This window comes from Sphingomonas sp., assembly GCF_019746665.1.
GTDB lineage: Bacteria > Pseudomonadota > Alphaproteobacteria > Sphingomonadales > Sphingomonadaceae > Sphingomonas.
In genome coordinates this window covers 110,423-128,053 of record NZ_JAIERS010000006.1, presented here as the reverse complement: position 1 = coordinate 128,053, position 17,631 = coordinate 110,423, and the positions used below count along the sequence as shown (strand labels likewise).

Genomic DNA, 17,631 nt, shown 5'->3' with positions numbered 1-17,631 from the left:
GGCCGGCCCCGGTGCCGGCCCGTTTTTTATTGGAGCAGGAAGCGCACCGACAGCGTCGCGCCGACTTCGCTCTCGCCGGCGCGAATTTCGGTATCCGCCTTGGCCTGAACCCGCGCGAGCCCGTAAGCGACGGGCATCGGCGGCGACAGCACCGGCCCGCCCTCGCTGATCGACACGATCCGCGCCACCCGCAGCCCCGCCGCCTTGGCGTAAAGCTCGGCCCGCGCCCGCGCGCGCGCCACCGCGTCGCGTCGTGCCTCGTCGAGCACCGCTTCGGGGTCCGCGAAGCCGAGCGTTGGCCCCTCGATCTGATTGGCGCCCGCCGCCACCAGCGCGTCGAGCGCGGCGCCACTGCGGGCGATGTCGCGGAACCGCACGCTGACCGTGCTCGTCGCTTGATAGCCGGTGATCGCTGGCGGCTGATTGTCGGCATAGCGATATTGCGGCTGGAGCGAGACGCGCGTGGTCTGCACATCGCCGCGGGCGATTCCGGCGCGATCGAGCGCGGCGAGCACGCCCTGCATCCGCGTCGCCTGGGCCTGCATCGCTGCCGCCGCGGTCGCCGCCTGCGCGACCACGCCCGCGTTCAGCTGCGCCTGGTCGGGCTCGCGCCGTACCTTGCCTTCGGCCTGCACGTCGAGCAGCGCGCCCTCGGGCAGAATGGCCCCCACCGGAGGAAGCTGTGCCGCCGCCGCCGCCGGTACCGTCGCCATCGCCATCGCCCAGATCAACCCGCGCATCCTCTGTTCCTCCATCGGCCGGGCGATTCGCCCGCCGCGTGCTTGTGCCGGGCGGTAGATCGCCACAAGCTGAACGGTTCGCCGCCGTACGGGCGCTGTTTGTGAAACCGTAATGTTTCGAGTGGCATGGGCAAAAGCTTGCAAAAAGTACCGAAATCCGTAAGGGCGGCCCGCCACGGCGAGAGGCCTTGAGGCAGGTGACATAATAGTCTAATACAGCAAGACATCGCGCGTCGGGCGCTGCGATGGCGCTGGAAGGGCGTGGTGATGAATTACGAGCCGGGCAGATTGATGGACGCACAGTTATTGACCGACCAGGTGCCGGCGAAGCGCTCGCGCGCGATGTGGTACATCCTCGCCGTCGCCGCGGTCGCGGCGGTGGCATTGCTGTGGTGGTACGCCAGTCATAGCCGCCCAGTCGATGCGCCCACCGCTCCGCAGGCGCCGAGCGTAACGGTCATCGTCCCCGGCCGCCAGCAGGTGGCGCGCGAAGTGACGGCGACGGGAACGCTCGCGGCGCGCGTCGACATGCCGGTCGGCGTCGTGGGCGAGGGCGGGTTGGTCGATGCGGTGCTCGTCCAGCCTGGTGACTGGGTGCGCGCCGGCCAGGTGCTCGCGACGATCGATCGCTCGGTGCAGGTGCAGACCCAGGCGCAGCTCGCGGCGAGCATATCGGTCGCCCAGGCCGATGCCCGGCTGGCGCAGTCGGAACTTGATCGTGCGCAGACGCTGGTCGCGCGGGGCTTCATCTCGAAGGCCGATCTCGACCGCCGCACCGCGACGCGCGACGCGGCGCTCGCGCGGGTGAAGGTGGCCGAGGCGCAGTTGGGCGAAACCCGCGCCCGCACCGCGCGGCTGGCGATCCGCGCCCCGGCGGCGGGATTGGTGCTGACCCGCGCGGTCGAGCCCGGCCAGGTGGTCGGTCCTGCCTCGGGCACCTTGTTCCGCCTCGCCAAGGGCGGCGAGCTCGAATTGCGCGCGGCATTGGCCGAGGGCGATCTCGCGCAGCTGAAGGTCGGCGCGACCGCCGAGGTGACGCCGGTCGGCGCCACGCGCAGCTTCGCGGGGCGGATCTGGCAGGTATCGCCGGTGATCGATCCGCAGAGCCGGCTCGGCACCGCGCGGATCGCGCTTGGCTATGATCCGATGCTGCGTCCGGGCGGTTTCGCGGGCGCGTCGATTGTCGCCGGCGATGCCAGCGCGCCGCTGCTGCCGCAAAGCGCGGTACAAAGCGACGACAAGGGCAACTATGTGTATGTGGTTGGCGCCGGCAACAAGGTTGAGCGCCGGGCGATCAAGATCGGCGTGGTGTCCGATGCCGGGGTCGCGATCACCCAAGGGCTGGCGGGCGATGAGCGTGTCGTCGCCTCGGCGGGTGCGTTCCTCAACCCGGGGCAGAAGGTGATCCCGGTCGCGGCCAAGCCCGCGCGCTAGAGTTTCGAGCAAGGATTGGCAGCATGGGTTTCCGTAACATCTCGGCCTGGTCGATCCGCAACCCAGTGCCGCCGCTGGTGCTGTTCGTGGCGCTGCTGATCGCCGGGCTCGTCAGCTTCTCGCGGATGACCGTCGCGGACAATCCCGACATCGATTTCCCGGCGGCCTTTATCGAGATCAGCCAGCCGGGCGCGGCGCCCACCGAGCTCGAGAACCAGGTGACGCGCAAGGTCGAGACCGCAGTGCGCAACATCAACGGCATCGAGGACGTGAATTCCTCAATCGGCGAGGGGTTCAGCCGCACCTTCGTGACCTTCAAGATCGGCACCCCGGTCGATCGCGCGGTGAACGACGTGCGCAACGCCGTCGCCCAGATTCGTGGCGAGCTGCCCGACGGCATTCTCGAGCCGCAGGTCACCCGCGTCGACGCCGGCAATGACTCGCTCGCTTTCTTCTCGGCCGAGGGCACCGACCTGACGCTCGAGCAGCTGAGCTGGTATGTCGATGATACCGTCTCCAAGAAGCTGCGCTCGATCAGCGGCCTAGCCGAAGTGAAGCGCACCGGCGGCGTCAACCGCGAGATTCGGGTGATCCTCGATCCGCTGAAGCTGCAATCGCTGGGACTGACCGCGGTGCAGGTGAACCAGCAGCTGCGCGCGATGAACCTGAACGCGGCGGGCGGCCGCGCCGAGATCGCGGGGTCCGAACAGTCGGTGCGCGTGCTGGCCAACGCCCGCAGCGCGGCGACGCTCGCCGATACCGAGATCGCGGTCGGCAATGGCCGCCGGGTGAAATTGTCCGACATCGCCGATGTGAAGGATCTGTATGGCGAACAGCGCGCGCTGGCGCTGATGAACGGCCATCAGGTGCTCGCCTTCGACATCAAGCGCGCCAAGGGCGCGTCGGACCTCTCGGTGTTCAAGGAAGCCACCAAGGCACTGCGTGAACTGGAAAAGGTGAACCCCAAGGTCAAGTTCACCGAGCTGTGGACCTCGGCGCACCAGACCGAGACGCAATATCATTCGGCGATCGAGGCGATGATCGAGGGTGCCGCGCTCGCGGTGCTGGTGGTGCTGTTGTTCCTGCGCGATTGGCGCGCGACCGTGATTTCGTCGATCGCCATCCCGCTGTCGGCGATTCCGGCCTTCTGGTTCATGGACCTGATCGGCTTCACGCTGAACTTCCTCAGCCTGCTCGCGCTCAGCCTGGTCGCGGGTGTGCTGGTGGATGACGCGATCGTCGAGATCGAGAATATCGTCCGCCACATGCGGATGGGCAAAACCGCCTATCAGGCCGCGATCGACGCCGCCGACGAAATCGGCCTCGCCGTGCTCGCGACGACCATGTCGATCGTCGCGGTGTTCCTGCCGGTGGCGCTGATGCCCGGTATTTCGGGGCAGTTCTTCAAGAATTTCGGGCTCACCGTCGTGATCGCCGTGCTGCTCAGCCTGGGCGTCGCGCGGATGATCACGCCGATGATCGCCGCTTATTTCCTGAAGGCCAAGGGCCATGCCGAACATGGCGAAGGCTTCCTGATGGACGGCTATATGGTCGCGCTGCGCTGGACCATGCGCCACCGCTGGAAGACCGTTGGCATCGGCGGCCTGTCGTTCGTCGTGATGATCGGGCTTTTCATGGGCGTGCCTGGGCTGCTGAAGCCGATCCCGACCGCGTTCCAGCCCAAGCTCAACAATGATTTCAGCCAGATCCAGATCACGATGGCGCCGGGTACCACCGTCGAGCAGACGCGGCGCACCGCCGAACAGGCGCTGGCGGCGGTGCAGTCGGCGCCCGAGGTGCGATCGGCGTTCATCAGCGTTGATCCGGCGAGCGCGGGCATCTTCCTGACGCTCAGCCGCGACCGCACGCGCACCTCGACCGAGTTCGAGCGCGCCTATGCGCCGAAACTGGCGGCGATCCCCGATGCGCGGGTGTTCTTCCAGTCACAGGGCGGCGGCGGATCGTCGGGGCGTGACATCACCATCACGCTCGGCGGCAGCGACCCAGCGCTGCTGACGCAAAGCGCCAATCGGCTGGTCGAGGAAATGGCCGAGATCCCCGAACTGCGCGCGCCGCGCGTGGTGGGCGATCTTCAGCGCCCTGAGATCACGATCAAGCCGCGGCTCGATCTCGCCGCCGACCTGGGGGTGAGCACCGCCGCGCTCAGCCAATCGATCCGGATCGCGACGCTGGGTGATATCGACCAGAACACCGCCAAATTCTCGCTGTCGGACCGCCAGATTCCGATCCGTGTCGCGCTGAGCGAGAATTCGCGTCGTAACCTGTCGACGATCGAGAATCTGCCGGTGCCCACCGCGACGGGCGGTTCGGTGCCGCTCAAGTCGGTCGCCGAGATCAGCTTCGGCGCCGGGCCGACGCTGATCCAGCGCGCCAACCTGACGCGGCGCATCACGATCGGCGCCGATCTGGCGCCCGGCAAGGTGACCGGCGACGCGATGCCCAAGATCCAGGCGCTGCCCGCGATCAAGAACCTGCCGGTCGGCGTCACCCAATTGAAGCTGGGCGAGGCGAAATGGCAGGCCGAGCTGATCATGAACTTCGTGATCGCGGTGATCTCGGGCATCCTGCTGGTGTTCGCGGTGCTGGTGCTGCTCTACAAGCGGCTGATGCCGCCGATGGTGAACCTGGCGTCGCTGCTGCTGGCGCCGCTGGGCTCGGCGATCGCGCTGCGCTTTACCGGAGACGCGGTGTCGATGCCGGTGTTCATCGGGCTGCTGATGCTGTTCGGCATCGTCGCCAAGAACTCGATCCTGCTGATCGACTTCGCGCTGGAGGAAATGGCGAAGGGCGTGCCAGTGGTCGACGCGATCCTCGACGCGGGGCACAAGCGCGCCCAGCCGATCGTGATGACCACGGTTGCCATGGTCGCGGGCATGGTGCCGGTGGCGCTCTCGCTCACCGGCGATGGCAGCTGGCGCGCGCCGATGGGCGTCACGGTGATCGGCGGCCTGTCGCTGTCGACGCTGCTCACCTTGCTGATCGTGCCCGCCGGCTTCTCGCTCGCGGTTGGGCTGGAGAGCTGGATCGCGCCGCGCCTGTCGCGTCGACTGCTCACCTACCAGCCCGGCGATGACGGCAGCCGTGTCGTCGGTGGCCCGGCCGATCCCCGCCCGATCGACTATCGCGGCGGCGGCGCGGTCCAGCCCGCCGAATAGGCTCTTGAACAATCCCCGGCTTCGGGGATTGTTACGCGGTAATGCCCGCCGCCGATCGACCCGTCCGACTCCCGCCCCCGCCGGGACTCGTGCGGATGCGCCTGGTCGCCACCGCGTTGCTGGTGCTGATGGCGGCGGTGTTCCTCACCTGCCGCTGGCTGGGGCCGGTGCATCCCGCGATCGGCTTCGTCCGCGCCTTCGCCGAAGCGGCGATGGTCGGCGGGCTGGCCGATTGGTTCGCGGTGACGGCGCTCTTCCGTCACCCGCTCGGCCTGCCGATCCCCCACACCGCGATCGTGCCGCGCAACAAGGACCGGATCGGCGACACGCTCGCCAATTTCCTCCGTTCGAACTTCCTGGTGCCGGCGGTCGTCGCGCGGCGGATGCGACGCGCGGATGTGGCGGGCGCGCTCGGTCGGTGGCTTGCGCAGCCCGAGACGCGCGACAGCCGGCTGCGCGCGGGCGCGGGGCGGCTGTTCGGCGATCTGCTCGAAGCGCTCGATCAGCAGCGGCTGGGCGGGATGGTGAAGGCGACGATCGGCAACCGGATGCGCGCGCTCGATCTCGCGCCGCTGATCGGCCAGGCGCTGGCGGCGGCGATCGCCAATGATCGGCATTTGCCGTTGATCAATGGCATCGTCCATTGGTCGGGCCGCACGCTGGAGGCGAACGAGGCGCTGATCCGGGGCGTGGTGCATGAACGCGCCGGGTCGCTGATGCGCTGGACCGGGCTCGACGAGACGCTCGCCAACAAGATCATCGACGGGTTGCAGCAACTGCTGGTGCAGATGGGCGAGGACCGCGGCCACCCGATGCGCGCCAAGATCGAGGAAGCGCTTGGCCAGCTGGCGCATGATCTCCAGCACAGCCCCGAAATGCAGGCACGGGTCGATCGGCTGAAGCTGGAAATCATCGACAATCCGGCGATGCAGGCCTGGCTCGACGGCTTGTGGGAAAGCGGCCGCCACGCGCTGCTGCGCTTCGCGCGCGCGCCGGGCGGCGTGCGGCGCGGGCGGCTGGGCGAGGCGCTACGTCAGCTGGGCGAGACGTTGCAGCGCGAGCCGAAGCTGGCGGCGGCGGTCAACCGCTTCACCCGCCGCGCGGCGGTGGGCTTCGCCGCCGATTATGGCGACGGCGTCGTGCGGCTGGTGTCGGAGACGGTACGGGGCTGGGATACCCAGACCGTCACCCAACGCCTGGAGAACGCGGTCGGCCGCGACCTGCAATATATCCGCATCAACGGCACGATCGTCGGCGGGCTGGTCGGGGTGGCGCTGCACGCGCTTGATGTGGCGCTGTAATGGGGGTTGCGTCAGCGCCAGTCGAGCACCGGCCAGCCGCGCGCTTGTGCCAGCCGCCGCAGCCGGGGATCGGGGTTCACCGCGAAGGCCTGATCGGCCCAGGCGAGGCTGGGCGCGTCGGACACATGGTCCGAATAAAAGCGGACCGTGGCCGCATCGCGCGCGATGCCCTGGCCCGCGAGCCAATCGCCGATCATCCGCAGCTTGGCGGCGCCGTAGCAATTCTCCCCCACCAGCCGGGGGCGCCAGCCGGCGCCGTCGCGCGCGGCCTCGGTCGCGATCACCGCGTCGAACCCCAGCCGCTTCGCGATCGCCTCGGCATAATAGCCGAACGAGGCGGTCGCGAGCACCAGCCGATACCCCGCCGCGCGATCGGCGGCGATCTGGGCGAGCGCGCCGGGGCGCAGCTTCACCTGGGCCGCGAAGCGCTCGGCGAGGCCCACCCGCGCGGTATCGGGCAGGGCGCGGCCGATCAGCAGCCGCTGGGCTCGCGCCTTTACCCCGGCGCGGTTCACGATGCCGAGCTTGTATGCCAGCCCCCAGCCCCCGGCGACCGGCAGCAGCGCCAGTCGCCACGGGGCACGCGCCTGCGCGGCGGCGATCAGGAACGGCGTCCAGGTGGGCGCCGCGGTGATCGTCTTGTCCATGTCGTAAACCGCGAGCTTGTGCATCGCACCGAATTTGGCGCGGTTCGGCTTGCCGATCCAGCCGCTTTCGCCCAAACAGGGCGCGCATGAACGCCAAGGCCGACTTTCGACATGAAAATGACGGCGGCGCCGAAGTGCTGCGCTTCACCGGCCGGCTATCGCTGTCGTGCCTCGATGATTTTCCCGAGCGGCTGCGCAGTTTCCAGGGGCGGGTCGATCGGCTCGATCTTTCGGGCATCGATCGCATCGATACCGTCGGCGCCTGGCTGATCCATCGTTTCGCGATCGAGCACGAAGCGCGGATCGAGGGCCTGTCGGACGAGGCGCATCATCTGCTCGATCAGGTCGCCGCCGCCGATCGCCCGATGGCGGTGCGCCCGCCGCGCGATTCGAGCCTGGTGCGCGTGGTCGCCGAAGTTGGCGCGGCGACACTACGGCTGACGCACACGTTGCGCGGCCTGATCGGCTTTTTCGGCGCGACGGTGATCGCCTTCCTCACCGTGCTGCGCCACCCGCGCCGCTTCCGCTTCAACGCGACCGTCCACCGCTTCGAGGTGGTCGGCGTCTCCGCGCTGCCGATCATCGGGCTGATGAGTTTCCTGATCGGGGTGGTGATCGCGCAGCAGGGATCGGTGCAGCTGCGCCAGTTCGGCGCGGAGATTTTCACCATCAACCTCGTTGGCCGCATCACTTTCCGCGAGCTGGGCGTGTTGATGACCGCGATCATGGTCGCGGGCCGCTCCGGCTCGGCCTTCGCGGCGCAATTGGGCACGATGAAGCTGACCGAGGAAATCGACGCGATGCGCACGATCGGCGTCTCGCCGATGGAGGCGCTGGTGCTACCGCGCGTGCTGGCGGCGGTGCTGATGATGGTGCTGCTCGGCTTCTACGCCTCGATGTGCGCGATCGTCGGCGGCGGCCTGTTGTGCTGGGCCGCGCTCGACATTCCGCCGCCCACCTTCATCCAGCGGCTGCGCGAGGTGGTGCCGATCACCGACGTCTATGTGGGCATGTTGAAGGCGCCCGTGTTCGGCGCGATCATCGCGATCGCCGGCTGTTTCCAGGGGATGCAGGTGGAAAGCGATGCCGAACAGGTCGGCAGCCGCACCACCTCCGCCGTGGTGCAGGCGATCTTCATGGTGATCGTGCTCGACGCCTTTTTCGCGGTGTTCTTCACCTGGATCGGGTGGATCTGATGCCCGAGGCGATCATCAAGGTGCGCGGTTTGCGCAACAGCTTCGGCGAGCAGGTGGTGCACGAGAATCTCGATCTCGACGTGCGCCGGGGCGAGATTCTGGGCGTGGTCGGCGGATCGGGTACCGGCAAATCGGTGCTGATGCGCTCGGTGATCGGGCTGCAGACCCCCGATGCGGGCGAAGTCCATGTGTTCGGCGAGGATACCGTGGGGCGCGACGAGTTCGATACCGCCGCGTTCCGCCGCCGCTGGGGGGTGCTGTTCCAGGGTGGCGCGCTGTTCTCGACGCTGACGGTCGCCGAGAATGTGCAGGTGCCGCTGCGCGAATTCTACCCCGGGCTCGACCAGGGGCTGCTCGACGAGATCGCGAGCTACAAGGTGACGATGACCGGGCTCCCCGCCGAAGCCGGCCCCAAATATCCGTCCGAACTTTCAGGGGGCATGAGGAAGCGCGCCGGGCTCGCCCGCGCGCTCGCGCTCGACCCCGAATTGCTGTTCCTCGATGAGCCGACCGCCGGGCTCGACCCGATCGGCGCCGCCGCGTTCGACGAGCTGACCCGCGCGCTCCAGCAGACGCTGGGGCTCACCGTGTTCCTGATCACCCATGATCTCGACACGCTTTATGCGATCTGCGACCGCGTGGCGGTGCTCGCCGACAAACGCGTGATCGCGGTCGGCACGATTCCCGAACTGCTCGCGCTCGACCATCCGTGGATTCAGGAATATTTCAACGGCCCGCGCGGCCGCGCCGCCACCGCCACCGTCGACCGACAGACTGAACGACAGGGGACCGCCTGAATGGAAACCCGCTCCAACCACGTCCTGGTGGGCTCGGTCGTGCTGATCCTGCTGCTAATGCTGGCGCTGTTCTTCGTCTGGCTGGCGCGGCTCGGTAGCTCGGCCGATCGTGAGTACGACATCTTCTTCAAGCAATCGGTCACCGGCATCGCCAAGGGATCGAACGTCTCCTATGCGGGCGTCCCCTCCGGCCAGGTGAAGGACATCGCGCTGTGGAAGGAAGACCCGGAATATGTCCGCGTCCGGATCAGCGTGAACCCCGATGTGCCGGTGATCGAGGGCACCACCGCGACGATCCAGGGGGTGGGCTTCACCGGGGTGAGCGAGATCCTGCTCGATGGCGGCAAGAAAGGCGCGCCGCGGCTCAGCTGCGACAAGGCCGCGCCGCGCAGCGATTGCCCGTTCGGCGTGCCGGTGATCCCCACCCGCCAGGGCGGGTTCGGCGCGTTGCTCTCCTCCGCGCCGCAATTGCTCGAGCGGCTGTCGACGCTCGCCCAGCGATTGACCGAGGTGCTTGACGACAAGAACCAGCAATCGATCGCCGGCATCCTGGCCAACACCAACCGCCTGACCAAGACGCTTGCCGATCAATCGCCGCAGATCGGGCAGACGCTCGCCGAGACGCGGGCGACGCTCCAGAAAGTGGGCGTCGCCGCCGAACAGATCGGCGCGCTGGCGGAGACGACCAACGGTATCGCCAAGGAAGATCTGAAGCCTGCCGCCGCCAAGCTGAGCAAGACGGTGGAGGCGGCACAGAAGACGTTCGATACCCTCAACGAAACCCTCGCCGAGGCCAAGCCCGGGGTGCAGGCGTTCAGCAAGCAGACCGTGCCCGAGATCGGCCAGTTGGTTCGCGATCTGCGGATCATGTCGGCCGCGCTCACCAATGTCGCAGAAAAGATCGACCAGGGCGGCGCGGGCGCGCTGCTCGGCCAGCCCCGCCTGCCCGATTACAAGCCCAAGAAATGAGGCCGATGATGCGCTCGCCTGCTTTCCTTGCCCTCCCGCTCGCGCTCGCCGTTCCGCTCGGCGGGTGCATCAGCTTCGCGCCAAAGCCGCCCGAGGCGCTGCTGACGCTGAACGCCGCCAACGCGGTCGCCGCCGGGCAGGAGGCCGATTCGGCCAACGCCAAGACGATCACCGTGCTGGTGCCGGCTACCCCCGCCGCGATCGCGACCAACCGCGTCGCGGTGCAGACCGGCGTGACCTCGCTCGCTTATGTTAAGGGCGGCTATTGGAGCGAGGCCCCCGCGCGGCTGTTCGCGCGGCTGCTCGCCGATACGGTGACGGCGCGCACCGGTCGGGTGGTGCTCTCCAACGCGCAGAGCTTCGCCGATCCGGGCGCGCGGCTCTCGGGCGAACTGCGCAACTTCACCGTTGATTCAGCGCGTGGCGAGGCGATCGTGACCTATGACGCGACGCTGATGCGCGACGGCGCGAAGACGTTCGACAAGCGCCGCTTCGAAGCGCGCGCGCCCTTGGGCGGCGGCGTGACGCCGGGCAGCGCCGCGAGCGCGCTCAACCGCGCGGCGAATGACGTGGCGGTGCAGGTCGCGGATTGGGTGGGGCGATAGGGCCCGGACTTCGGACCCACCCCCGGCCCCTCCCTTTCAGGGAGGGGAGAAGGTGATGCCTCTAGGAGGCCCCCGTTGCGGGAGGCCGCGGCAACTCCCTTAAGGAAAGCCCCTCCCTGGAAGGGAGGGGTTTGGGGTGGGTCGAAGCAGCGCGCGACTGCCTGATAACAGTCCGCTCAGTTCGGCAGGGCGCCCGCTTCCACTTTCTCCACCCAATAAGGGAAGAAGCTCGGCTCGCGGGTCGACCAGCCGGCGGCGGTCGCGGCGGCTTCGCTGATCGATTGCAGCAGCCGGCGGCGCATGTCCGGGTGGAGATGCGGCAGCGCGGCGGCGGCGCAGAAGGCGGCGGGCAGCCAGGGGCGGACCGCGGCGCCCAGCAGCCGCTCGTAAAGGAAGCGATAGGCCGAAAAGCTCGTCAACCGGCCCTGACCCAGGTCGAACGCCGAGAGCGTGACGAGCTGGCCGAGAAAGGCGTCGACCCGGTCGATCCCGGCATCGTTGGGTACCGTCGCGCGCAGGTCCGGCAGGCGTTCGTACAGGCGATATTGCGCGCGGATGCTCGCCGCCTCCACCACGTCGCGCGACCAGCGGTTGAGCGCGTCGTCACGTTCCAGCCCGACATCGAGCGAGCGGCGGACATAACGCTGCGTCGCCGCGGCGAACGTCGCGAATTCCTTCATTTCGGCGAGCGCCATAGCGCCGGCGGCGGGCTTCATGCGCGAACTCATCGTCCTGGTTCCTGTCTCCTCTGGCTGCCCCAAGGTGCGCCGATGATGGTTAACGGGGGAATAACGCACACCCCCGTAACTTTCCGAAAGCAATCATATCGCGCTGCACAATGCAATTAGATTACCTGCTAACCCTCAAGAAAAGTTGCATTGTATCTCTTGCAACCAGTTTGACCGGGTCAGCCGCTGCGTTGATCGGCGCTCGCGTCCTCGGGCGGCAGCGGCGGCAAATGGGTGCGCGGCTGGGTGATCGAGGGCGGATCGGAGGCGTCCATCGTCTCGTCGAGCGCCTCGTCGAGCCGCGCGTCCTGCGACCGGGGCTGTTCGGCGACGCGGCCGGCGACGTCCGGGTCCTGGCCGGCGGGCTGGGCGGGGTCGCCTTCCTTCTCGGCGGCGGGATCGGGGGGCGGGGCGACCGCCATCGCGTCGAGCGCCTCCTGCGGCGCCAGCTGGTCCTTGTCGGGCACGGGTATCTCTCCTTGCGGCTGTTCCGCCTCAACGAGCGGCGCGCGCGCCGCGTTCCGCCAGCGAGGCGCGCCGTGGCGGTGCCCCGGAAAAGCCCGGCACGAAAAAGCCCGGCGGGGTCTCCCCCACCGGGCCATTTGCGAGCGCGTCTCGCGCGGCTTAGCTGTCGCGGCTACCGAACAGGCGCAGGATGTAGAGGAACATGTTGATGAAATCGAGGTAGAGGTTCAGCGCCGACATGATCACCGCGCGCCCCTCATAATCGCTGCCCGCGACTTCGGCGTAGAGCGCCTTGATCCGCTGCGTGTCATAAGCGGTGAGGCCCGCGAAGATCAGCACGCCAACCGCCGAGATCACCAGCGAGAACGGCCCCGACTGGACGAACAGGTTGATCAGGCTCGCCACGATCAGGCCGACCAGGCCCATGATCAGGAAGGTGCCCATCGCCGACAGGTCCTTCTTGGTCGTATAGCCCCACAGGCTGAGGCCCGCGAAGCCCGCCGCGGTCGCGAAGAACGCCTGCGCGATCGAAAGCGGCGAATAGACCAGGAAGATCGTCGACAGCGACAGGCCCATCGCGATCGCGAAGCCCCAGAACAGCGCCTGCAGCGTCGCCGTGCTCATCCGCGCCTGACCGAAGCTCATCGCGAAGATGATGCCGAGCGGGGCGAAGGTGATCACCCATTTCAGGATGCCGCCCGCGACGAACACCTGCGCCGCCGCGCCGCTCAGCACGAAGCCCAGCGCCACGATCGCGGTGAGCAGCACGCCCGAGACCATGTAGTTGTAGACCGACAGCATGTAGGACCGCAGCCCCGCGTCATACGCGGCACCGCGCAGACCCGCGCGCGCCGCGAAAGCGGAGCTCGCCCGGGGATCAGACCAGTTTGCCATTACCAACTCCTTTGCCCGGATACACAGACTGTCCGGATGCCTGTGAATATTGCCCCTTCCTTGGGCGCTTTCAAGCAAAACCGGCGCGCGCGAAAGTCGTGCCCTCGATAATTCGGGACGCTTTTTCGGGGCGTTAACGCCCGATGAACGTGCACAGCCGGTGGACAGCGTCGCCCCACCACGGCAGGAATTCACCAATGCACCGGCTTTTCATTGCCTTACGCCCGCCGCCCGCGATCCGCGCGCGGCTGATCGCGCTGATGGAAGGCGTCCCCGAGGCGCGCTGGCAGAGCGAAGCGCAGCTGCACCTGACGCTGCGCTATATCGGCGAGGTCGAGGCGCGGGTGGCGGACGAGGTCGTGCTCGCGCTGGGCCAGGTGCATGGCCTCGCGCCATCGGTCGCGCTGGCGGGTGTCGGGCGATTCGGCGGTGCGCGGGCGGGCGACGCGCTGTGGGCGGGGGTGGCGCCCGCCGCCCCGCTCGCGTTGCTCCATAAGAAGCTCGATCAGGCGCTGGCGCGGATCGGGCTGCCCCATGAAGGCCGCGCCTATCACCCGCACATCACCCTCGCCCGCCTGCCGCGCCGTACGCCGGCGCCGCCGGTCGACGCCTTTCTCGCGCGCCATGCCGCCCTGACGAGCGCGCCGTTCACGATGGACGCGATGCTGCTCTACGAAAGCCATCTCGGCCAGGAAGGCGCGGATTACGAAGCGATCGGCCGCTGGCCGCTGGACTTGTAAGGCGGTCGGCCGTTGGCCGCTGGACTTTTGAGGCGATCGGCCGTTGGCCGCTCGACGCGGCAGGGCCCGCTTGCTAGCCTTGGGATAAGCCAAAAAAGGGGAGCGGGATGGAAGAAGACGCGCGCACGCCGGGCTATGCCTGGTACGGCCTGGCGATATTGGTCGCGGTCTACATCCTGAACTTCATCGATCGCCAGCTGATCTCGATCCTCGCCGAAGACATCAAGCGCGATCTGGGGATGCGCGACGAGGATTTGGGCTTCCTCTATGGCACCGCCTTCGGGGTGTTCTACGCGCTGTTCGGCATTCCGCTCGGGCGGCTGGCGGACAATTGGCACCGGGTGCGGTTGCTCGCGAGTGGGCTCGCTTTGTGGTCGGCGATGACGATGGTCTCGGGGCTCGCGCGCGGCGGGGCGATGCTCGCGGCGGCGCGGGTGGGGGTGGGCGTCGGCGAAGCGAGCGCCGCCCCGTCCGCCTATTCGCTGATTTCGGACTGGTTCCCCAAGCGGCTGCGCGCGACCGCGCTCGCGATCTATTCGGCCGGGCTCTACATTGGCGGCGGGGTGTCGCTGGGGATCGGCGCGCTGATCGTCCAGCGCTGGAACGCGGCCTATCCGGTCGACCCGCCGTTCGGGCTGCATGGCTGGCAGGCGGCGTTCCTGATCGTCGGCGCGCCGGGACTGCTGCTCGCGCTCGTCGTGCTAAGCTTGCGCGAGCCGCCGCGCGCCGGGCCGCGCCCGGCGGCGCCGTTCGCCGAGTTTTTTGGCGAGCTGCTCACGATCCTGCCGCCCCTCACGCTGATCGGCGCCGCGCGCCGGGGGCCGCGCGCACTTATCGGCAACCTCGTCGCGGTCGCGCTGCTGGTGGGGTTCGTCTACGCGGCGACCCGGCTGGGAGAGCCGGCGGCGCAGTGGAGCGCGTGGGGGCTCGGCGTCTATGCCGTCTTCTCGTGGGCGAGCGCCCTGCGCGCCCGCGATCCCGAGGCGTTCCGCCTGATCGTCGCCAACCCCGCCTTCATCGCGGTGCTCGTCGCGTACGGGCTGAACGCGTTTCTCGGCTATTCGACCAGCCTGTGGCTTCCCCCTTATGCAGAACGGGTGCTGGGCGAGGCGAAGACCACCGCCGGGCTGATCATCGGCGCGTCGGGCGCGCTGGGCGGCTTCCTGGGCACCACGATCGGCGGCGCGGTGGCGGATCGGCTGCGGCGACGGCATCCGGCGGGGCGGGTGATGGTGGTGATCTTCGGGGCGCTCGCGCCGCTGCCGTTCATCGTCACCGCCTTCACCACCCGCACTCCCGCGATCTTCTACGCGATGGTGCTGCCGATGACCGCGCTCGGCAGTTGCGCGCTTGGCGCCGCGGCGGCGACGACCCAGGATCTGGTGCTGCCCCGGATGCGCGGCACCGCGACCGCGACCTTCCTGATCGGCACGACGCTGCGCGGCCTCGCGCTCGGCCCCTATCTCGCCGGGCGGCTTTCGAGCGCGAGCGGAAGCCTGTCGGTGGGCGTGCTGAGCCTGCTGGTGACGGTGCCGATCGCGCTGGGGGCGGCGATCACGGCGTTCCGGCTGGTACCGATCCATGAGCGGCGGCTGGCCGAACCGCACCCTATGACTACCGTAAATTAACCGGAGTCGTGCCACCATCGCAACGATGACGGACCGCGACTCCCTTGCGATGCACCCCGCGCCGAGCGATGGCGCCGAGCATCGCCGTGCGCCGCGGCTGGCGGTGCGCATCCCGGCGCGGATGACGACGAGCGCCGCCTGGGCGGCGGTGTGCCGCGTCGCCGATCTGTCGGCGCTGGGGGTGCGGATCGAGACCACGACCCCGCTCACCCCCGGGCGCGCGGTGTTCATCACGCTCCCCGGCGAGCCGCCGCGCGAAGCGGCCGTCGCCTGGAGCGATGGCAACCAATCGGGCTGCTATTTCGCCGAACCGCTCGCCGCTGACAGTCTCGCGAGCCTGGTCGCACGCTTCGCGGAGCCCGAGCCGCCGTCGGTCCATCTCGTCGTTCTGGACTGAGCGTTACTCCGCCCGCGCCGGCGCGGGTTCGTCGAGCGGGATTGGTACGCGCTTGCTCTTGTCGGGCTTGGGGGTCGCGGCCTTCACCAGTGCCTTGCCGAGCGCGAGCGCCAGTGGGATGATCGGCAACCCGCCGCCGCACCCGCCCGAGGTCGCGGCGCAGGGCGTGTTCATCGCCGCGAGCGCGCCGTGGCCGGTGAGATCGGGGTTGCTCGGCCGGGGCCGGCTGGCGTCGATCTCCTCGGGATAAGGGAGTTTCTGGCTGGGCAGCGCGTTGCCGCACACCACGACTTCGCCCTCGGCGGGGCCGGGCCTGCAGGGCTCGCCCGGCACCGGCGCCAGGATCGAGAAGCGTTCGGGCGGGGGCGCCGCCTTCATCGTCGTCACCGGCGTCGCGGCCTGGGCCAGGAGGAGCAGCAGCATGGGATCAGGCTCGCACGGCGGGCGGCGGGCGGCAAGCCGTCGTTCAGCCGCGCGGCGCGATTCCCAGCCGGTGCAGCTCGATCGCCGGGCAGCGGTCCATCACCACCTTCAGCCCCGCCGCTTCGGCGCGCGCGGCGGCGGCTTCATCGATCACGCCCAGCTGCATCCACACCGCCTTCGCGCCGACCTCGATCGCGTCATCGACCACCGCGCCCGCGGCGGCCGAGTTGCGGAAGATGTCGACCAGATCGATCGGGTCGCCGAGCTGCGCCAGCTCGCGGAACACGAACTCGCCGTGGATATGCTCGCCGGTGATCGCGGGGTTCACCGGGATCACGCGGTAGCCATGCGCCTGGAGCGTCGCCATCACCGCGTAGCTCGGGCGATCGGGCTTGTCCGACGCGCCGACCATCGCGACCGTGCGGACGTTTTCGAGCAGCTCGCGAATCTCGGCATCGGTGGTGAGCGGCATGGACGTTATCCCGGTTGCGCGGCGAGCCAGGCGTCAACCTGTTCGGCCAGGGTTGCGAACGCGGCGGCCTCGGCCCCGTTCCCGGCGGCGGGGGGCGTGCCGGCGTCGGAGGCTTCACGGATCGCCATCGCCAGCGGCAGCCGGGCCAGGAGCGCGATGCCGAGCGCTTCCGCCGCCGCCGCCGCCCCGCCGCGTCCGAACGGATCGGAGACCGCGCCGCATGTCGGGCATTGATAGCCCGCCATGTTCTCGACGAGGCCGATGATCGGCACCTCGGCCTTTTCGAACAGCGCGATCGCGCGGCGCGCGTCGAGCCAGGCCAAGTCTTGCGGGGTGGAGACGATCACCACCCCGTCGGGCTTGTGCCGCTGCACCATCGTCAGCTGCACGTCGCCCGTGCCCGGGGGCAGATCGAGGATCAGCGTGTCGACCCCCGCCCAATCGGCCTCGACCAGCTGGAGCAGCGCGCCCGCCGCCATCGGCCCGCGCCAGGCGATCGCGCTGTCGGCGGCGGCGAGCTGCCCCATCGACAGCAGCGCCACGCCATAAGGCGTCGCCACCGGCAACAACTGCTTGCCGCGCGCCTGCGCCCGCACCCCTTCCACCCCCAGGATGCGGGGTTGCGAGGGACCATAAATGTCGGCGTCGACCACCCCGACCCGCGCCCCGCGCCGCGCCAGCGCCACCGCGAGATTGGCGGCGACGGTCGATTTGCCGACCCCGCCCTTGCCGCTCGCCACCGCGATCAACCGCCGCCGGCGGCGCTCGGCGGTGCGCGCGATCGTCACCGCGCTCACCCCCGGCAGCGCTTCGGCCGCCGCCTTCAGCCGCGCTTCGAGTGCGTCGGCTTGCTCGGCCGCGAGCCCGTCCACGTCGAGCACGATCCGCGCGCGCCCCTCCGTCAGCCGCCCCGTCGCGCGCGGCTCGGTCGCGAGCAATTGCTGCAAAGCATCCATGGCGGGGCTGATAAGCCGCTGCCGCACGCTTGCCACTGTTTTTCTTCCGTAGGGCACCTATAA

18 protein-coding genes are annotated in these 17,631 nt (G+C 69.0%); 10 read left to right on the top strand and 8 right to left on the bottom strand.

The genetic code is table 11. The features are described 5' to 3' along the window. Window positions 1-26: 26 nt before the first annotated feature. A complete protein-coding gene (locus K2X73_RS05600) occupies window positions 27-740 on the bottom strand; it encodes an SIMPL domain-containing protein (protein WP_294109144.1) in 714 nt (237 codons plus the stop codon). A gap of 267 nt (window positions 741-1,007) precedes the next feature. Between K2X73_RS05600 and K2X73_RS05595 the strand changes: the two genes are divergently transcribed. The 3 genes from K2X73_RS05595 (at window position 1,008) to K2X73_RS05585 (ending at window position 6,651) form a co-directional block, all read left to right on the top strand. Beyond that, window positions 1,008-2,174, top strand: a complete 1,167-nt coding sequence (locus tag K2X73_RS05595) for an efflux RND transporter periplasmic adaptor subunit (RefSeq protein ID WP_294109143.1) — start codon at window positions 1,008-1,010, stop codon at window positions 2,172-2,174. Window positions 2,175-2,197: 23 nt separating this feature from the next. Beyond that, on the top strand, window positions 2,198-5,350 hold the full coding sequence (locus K2X73_RS05590) for an efflux RND transporter permease subunit (protein WP_294109142.1): 3,153 nt from the start codon (window positions 2,198-2,200) through the stop codon (window positions 5,348-5,350). Window positions 5,351-5,445: 95 nt separating this feature from the next. Beyond that, the gene (locus K2X73_RS05585; RefSeq protein WP_294109140.1) at window positions 5,446-6,651 is read left to right on the top strand and encodes a DUF445 domain-containing protein; all 1,206 of its coding nucleotides are present in this window, start codon (window positions 5,446-5,448) and stop codon (window positions 6,649-6,651) included. An 11-nt stretch (window positions 6,652-6,662) separates the two neighbouring features. Here K2X73_RS05585 and K2X73_RS05580 read toward each other — a convergent pair whose 3' ends face one another. Beyond that, window positions 6,663-7,322, bottom strand: coding sequence for an HAD-IB family phosphatase (locus K2X73_RS05580; protein ID WP_294109139.1), 660 nt, complete (start codon window positions 7,320-7,322; stop codon window positions 6,663-6,665). Between the two features lie 62 nt (window positions 7,323-7,384). On the opposite strand from K2X73_RS05580, the gene K2X73_RS05575 reads away from it, so the two are divergent. Genes K2X73_RS05575 through K2X73_RS05560 form a run of 4 tightly spaced genes read left to right on the top strand, consistent with a single transcriptional unit; the run spans window position 7,385 to window position 10,865 of the window. Further along, the gene (locus K2X73_RS05575) at window positions 7,385-8,494 is read left to right on the top strand and encodes an ABC transporter permease (protein WP_294109138.1); all 1,110 of its coding nucleotides are present in this window, start codon (window positions 7,385-7,387) and stop codon (window positions 8,492-8,494) included. Continuing rightward, a complete protein-coding gene (locus K2X73_RS05570; RefSeq protein ID WP_294109137.1) occupies window positions 8,494-9,291 on the top strand; it encodes an ABC transporter ATP-binding protein in 798 nt (265 codons plus the stop codon). The genes K2X73_RS05575 and K2X73_RS05570 overlap by 1 nt, the downstream gene beginning before the upstream one ends. Next, window positions 9,292-10,260 carry an MlaD family protein gene (locus tag K2X73_RS05565; RefSeq protein WP_294109136.1) on the top strand — a complete coding sequence of 323 codons (969 nt, stop codon included), beginning with the start codon at window positions 9,292-9,294 and terminating at the stop codon, window positions 10,258-10,260. Window positions 10,261-10,268: 8 nt separating this feature from the next. Next, window positions 10,269-10,865 carry an ABC-type transport auxiliary lipoprotein family protein gene (locus tag K2X73_RS05560; RefSeq protein WP_294109135.1) on the top strand — a complete coding sequence of 199 codons (597 nt, stop codon included), beginning with the start codon at window positions 10,269-10,271 and terminating at the stop codon, window positions 10,863-10,865. Window positions 10,866-11,041: 176 nt separating this feature from the next. Here K2X73_RS05560 and K2X73_RS05555 read toward each other — a convergent pair whose 3' ends face one another. The 3 genes from K2X73_RS05555 to K2X73_RS05545 all read right to left on the bottom strand — a co-directional run bounded on the left by K2X73_RS05555 (window position 11,042) and on the right by K2X73_RS05545 (window position 12,952). Then, a complete protein-coding gene (locus K2X73_RS05555) occupies window positions 11,042-11,593 on the bottom strand; it encodes a hypothetical protein (protein ID WP_294109134.1) in 552 nt (183 codons plus the stop codon). Between the two features lie 179 nt (window positions 11,594-11,772). After that, a complete protein-coding gene (locus tag K2X73_RS05550) occupies window positions 11,773-12,060 on the bottom strand; it encodes a hypothetical protein (RefSeq protein ID WP_294109132.1) in 288 nt (95 codons plus the stop codon). 157 nt (window positions 12,061-12,217) lie between these two features. Then, complete coding sequence (locus tag K2X73_RS05545; protein WP_294109131.1) at window positions 12,218-12,952, bottom strand: Bax inhibitor-1/YccA family protein; 735 nt, start codon at window positions 12,950-12,952, stop codon at window positions 12,218-12,220. 197 nt (window positions 12,953-13,149) lie between these two features. Between K2X73_RS05545 and thpR the strand changes: the two genes are divergently transcribed. The 3 genes from thpR to K2X73_RS05530 all read left to right on the top strand — a co-directional run bounded on the left by thpR (window position 13,150) and on the right by K2X73_RS05530 (window position 15,717). Then, a complete protein-coding gene (gene thpR, locus K2X73_RS05540; RefSeq protein WP_294109130.1) occupies window positions 13,150-13,692 on the top strand; it encodes an RNA 2',3'-cyclic phosphodiesterase in 543 nt (180 codons plus the stop codon). Window positions 13,693-13,799: 107 nt separating this feature from the next. Continuing rightward, window positions 13,800-15,320 carry an MFS transporter gene (locus K2X73_RS05535; protein ID WP_294109129.1) on the top strand — a complete coding sequence of 507 codons (1,521 nt, stop codon included), beginning with the start codon at window positions 13,800-13,802 and terminating at the stop codon, window positions 15,318-15,320. Window positions 15,321-15,345: 25 nt separating this feature from the next. Then, window positions 15,346-15,717 carry a PilZ domain-containing protein gene (locus K2X73_RS05530; RefSeq protein WP_294109128.1) on the top strand — a complete coding sequence of 124 codons (372 nt, stop codon included), beginning with the start codon at window positions 15,346-15,348 and terminating at the stop codon, window positions 15,715-15,717. A 3-nt stretch (window positions 15,718-15,720) separates the two neighbouring features. On the opposite strand, the gene K2X73_RS05525 is transcribed toward K2X73_RS05530, so the two are convergent. From K2X73_RS05525 to K2X73_RS05515, 3 genes are read right to left on the bottom strand one after another with little or no spacing between them, the layout of a single operon-like run. Continuing rightward, window positions 15,721-16,140, bottom strand: coding sequence for a hypothetical protein (locus K2X73_RS05525; RefSeq protein ID WP_294109127.1), 420 nt, complete (start codon window positions 16,138-16,140; stop codon window positions 15,721-15,723). Window positions 16,141-16,183: 43 nt separating this feature from the next. Then, window positions 16,184-16,612, bottom strand: coding sequence for a CoA-binding protein (locus K2X73_RS05520; RefSeq protein WP_294109126.1), 429 nt, complete (start codon window positions 16,610-16,612; stop codon window positions 16,184-16,186). 5 nt (window positions 16,613-16,617) lie between these two features. Next, window positions 16,618-17,568, bottom strand: a complete 951-nt coding sequence (locus K2X73_RS05515; RefSeq protein WP_294109125.1) for a P-loop NTPase — start codon at window positions 17,566-17,568, stop codon at window positions 16,618-16,620. Between the last annotated feature and the right edge of the window lie 63 nt (window positions 17,569-17,631).

Bases quoted from the DNA above. Each gene is read 5' to 3' on its own strand.
- K2X73_RS05530 (WP_294109128.1), top strand. From the start codon at position 15,346: ATGACGGACCGCGACTCCCTTGCGATGCACCCCGCGCCGAGCGATGGC.
- K2X73_RS05515 (WP_294109125.1), bottom strand. From the start codon at position 17,568: ATGGATGCTTTGCAGCAATTGCTCGCGACCGAGCCGCGCGCGACGGGG.
- K2X73_RS05525 (WP_294109127.1), bottom strand. From the start codon at position 16,140: ATGCTGCTGCTCCTCCTGGCCCAGGCCGCGACGCCGGTGACGACGATG.
- K2X73_RS05575 (WP_294109138.1), top strand. From the start codon at position 7,385: ATGAACGCCAAGGCCGACTTTCGACATGAAAATGACGGCGGCGCCGAA.
- K2X73_RS05565 (WP_294109136.1), top strand. From the start codon at position 9,292: ATGGAAACCCGCTCCAACCACGTCCTGGTGGGCTCGGTCGTGCTGATC.
- K2X73_RS05590 (WP_294109142.1), top strand. From the start codon at position 2,198: ATGGGTTTCCGTAACATCTCGGCCTGGTCGATCCGCAACCCAGTGCCG.
- K2X73_RS05595 (WP_294109143.1), top strand. From the start codon at position 1,008: ATGAATTACGAGCCGGGCAGATTGATGGACGCACAGTTATTGACCGAC.
- K2X73_RS05570 (WP_294109137.1), top strand. From the start codon at position 8,494: ATGCCCGAGGCGATCATCAAGGTGCGCGGTTTGCGCAACAGCTTCGGC.
- K2X73_RS05535 (WP_294109129.1), top strand. From the start codon at position 13,800: ATGGAAGAAGACGCGCGCACGCCGGGCTATGCCTGGTACGGCCTGGCG.
- thpR (WP_294109130.1), top strand. From the start codon at position 13,150: ATGCACCGGCTTTTCATTGCCTTACGCCCGCCGCCCGCGATCCGCGCG.
- K2X73_RS05585 (WP_294109140.1), top strand. From the start codon at position 5,446: ATGCGCCTGGTCGCCACCGCGTTGCTGGTGCTGATGGCGGCGGTGTTC.
- K2X73_RS05580 (WP_294109139.1), bottom strand. From the start codon at position 7,322: ATGCACAAGCTCGCGGTTTACGACATGGACAAGACGATCACCGCGGCG.
- K2X73_RS05520 (WP_294109126.1), bottom strand. From the start codon at position 16,612: ATGCCGCTCACCACCGATGCCGAGATTCGCGAGCTGCTCGAAAACGTC.
- K2X73_RS05560 (WP_294109135.1), top strand. From the start codon at position 10,269: ATGCGCTCGCCTGCTTTCCTTGCCCTCCCGCTCGCGCTCGCCGTTCCG.
- K2X73_RS05545 (WP_294109131.1), bottom strand. From the start codon at position 12,952: ATGGCAAACTGGTCTGATCCCCGGGCGAGCTCCGCTTTCGCGGCGCGC.
- K2X73_RS05600 (WP_294109144.1), bottom strand. From the start codon at position 740: ATGCGCGGGTTGATCTGGGCGATGGCGATGGCGACGGTACCGGCGGCG.
- K2X73_RS05555 (WP_294109134.1), bottom strand. From the start codon at position 11,593: ATGAGTTCGCGCATGAAGCCCGCCGCCGGCGCTATGGCGCTCGCCGAA.